The organism is Pseudoalteromonas sp. S3431 (genome assembly GCF_000690035.1).
Classification (GTDB): Bacteria; Pseudomonadota; Gammaproteobacteria; order Enterobacterales; family Alteromonadaceae; genus Pseudoalteromonas; species Pseudoalteromonas fuliginea.
Genome location: NZ_JJNY01000119.1, coordinates 1 through 1,937 on the forward strand (window position 1 = coordinate 1; position 1,937 = coordinate 1,937).

General features: G+C 34.7%; 1 protein-coding gene. It reads right to left on the reverse strand.

Going from position 1 to position 1,937, the window contains the following annotated elements:
* Positions 1-346 precede the first annotated feature (346 nt).
* On the reverse strand, positions 347-1,183 hold the full coding sequence (locus tag DO88_RS00705; RefSeq protein WP_007378994.1) for a mechanosensitive ion channel family protein: 837 nt from the start codon (positions 1,181-1,183) through the stop codon (positions 347-349).
* Between the last annotated feature and the right edge of the window lie 754 nt (positions 1,184-1,937).

A 1,937-nucleotide genomic window follows, 5' to 3' on the forward strand; every position in this document is an offset into this window, starting at 1 on the left:
TATAGGCTCAGAAATAGAGCGTGAAATAAATTCGCACCTACGATTTGTATTTTACTCTGGGTAGGTGAGGTTTTACACTCGCTTTTTAAATATACGCTCAGAAATAGAGCGCGAAATAAATTCGCACCTACAATTTGCCTGCTTACTCTGGGTAGGTGAGGTTTTACACCTCGCTTTTTAAATATAGGCTCAGAAATAGAGCGCGAAATAAATTCGCACCTACGATTTGTATTTTTACTCTGTGTAGGTGAGGTTTTACACCTCGCTTTTTAAATGTAGGCTCAGAAATAGAGCGCGAAATAAATTCGCACCTACGATTTGTATTTTTACTTTGGGTAGGTGAGGTTTATACTTCTCCCTCATCCCCTTTAGTTTTTTCAGCCTCTTTATACCATAACGCAAAAAAGCACTCTGTTAATTTGTGCTCTATCTCAAGCGCTTTTTCTGTAGGACAAAACAAGGTAAAGCTTGCTTTAAACTCACCTAAATCGGTTGTACCAAAGTGAATTACAGGCTCTGGACCAGATATTTTTGCATCAAGTTTACGCTCAATCATCGAATTATAGCGGCTTGCTACTTCTTGAAACTCTTCGCAGTACAGCTTAGCCTGTTCAGTTAATGTGTCGTGAATAGGGTACGGGTTAAAGCTCTCTCTTCGGACAATAATAAAATGATGTGTAACAAAGCGTTTTACAAAGTTTAAGTTTTTAATCGAGCTGGTAATCAGCTTATTATTTGGTATGTATATGGTTTTTCTCGAAAATTGATAAGTATGTATATCAATTTCATGCATGGTTGTTTTTATCCAATCGGTTTCAGCAACTTCACCAAAGTAATCACCAACTTGTATCCAATCACCCACTCTAAATGGGCGTGTTGTTACTAGGTAAAAAAAGCCTATTACACACTGAATAAATTCACGCGTTGCAAGTACAATCGCTACAGCAAAAGCAGCGATAGAAAGTGCAAAGTTTTGAATCTCTGTAGACCATACAAAGAGAAGTGATATCACCATTACAAAGTTAATAAAGTGCTTAATATTATGCGCGATGTAGCGAATATCTTTTTCTTTTTTCTCGGCGCGACTTTTTGCTAACTTATCGACAAGTATCTTAAGCACAAATGCAATTGTTAACATTATTAGTGAGAGAAGAAACGGATGCAGTAATATATCTTTAGTCATAAATTCCTAATGGTTTAAAGTTGATAAACACGACCAGTTTATTGATTTATTTTGCCAATGGGCTAATTTAACGCAAATAAAAACCCTTTAGCAAATTAATGCTAAGGAGTATTCGTTTTTATCAGTAATTTTCAATGGTTAAACCAACCTACTCTATTTGATCTCTGGTTAAGAGGTTTACTAACATATTGAACTACAGTGATATTTAAATTTATTTCTCTCTAGCTAGAGATTTCAGTAAATTAAACGCAGTTAGCGCTGAAAACAACTGCTTGAGATAAATTTATTATCCAGAGTTCAGGTTATTTAGATATGAGGTCTATTTAACTATAGGTAAATTGCACTATAACTAGAGTCTGTTTATCTTTTAGGTAAGGGTTAGCCTATGTTGTGCGGTTACCCCCATCAATAGGCGATAAAGCAGTATAAATACCAAACATGTGCAGCCCTAGGTTAAATAAATTTTAATACTTAAAGACTAGGTAATATTTTTTATATCTAGTTGTTTTAAATAAAAATTATAACAACGCTATTGGAAGGGGAATTCGTTAAATTGTACCGGTACTTATGTCAGTTGGTATTAAAGGCTATTTAACATCAATAATGCCTTTGCTTGTATTTTATCGAGAGTAAATTAGATGTACCGTGGTGGAATAGTCCAGATCCTATAGATAATTTAGTGTGAAGCACGCATTTCAAGTGAAGATGGGTATTGTGGTTTTAATCGATAAGATGTATTAGTTCAGACAAGATC

Excerpts from the sequence above, each read along its gene's own strand:
- DO88_RS00705 (WP_007378994.1), bottom strand. The coding sequence starts at position 1,183 with ATGACTAAAGATATATTACTGCATCCGTTTCTTCTCTCACTAATAATG.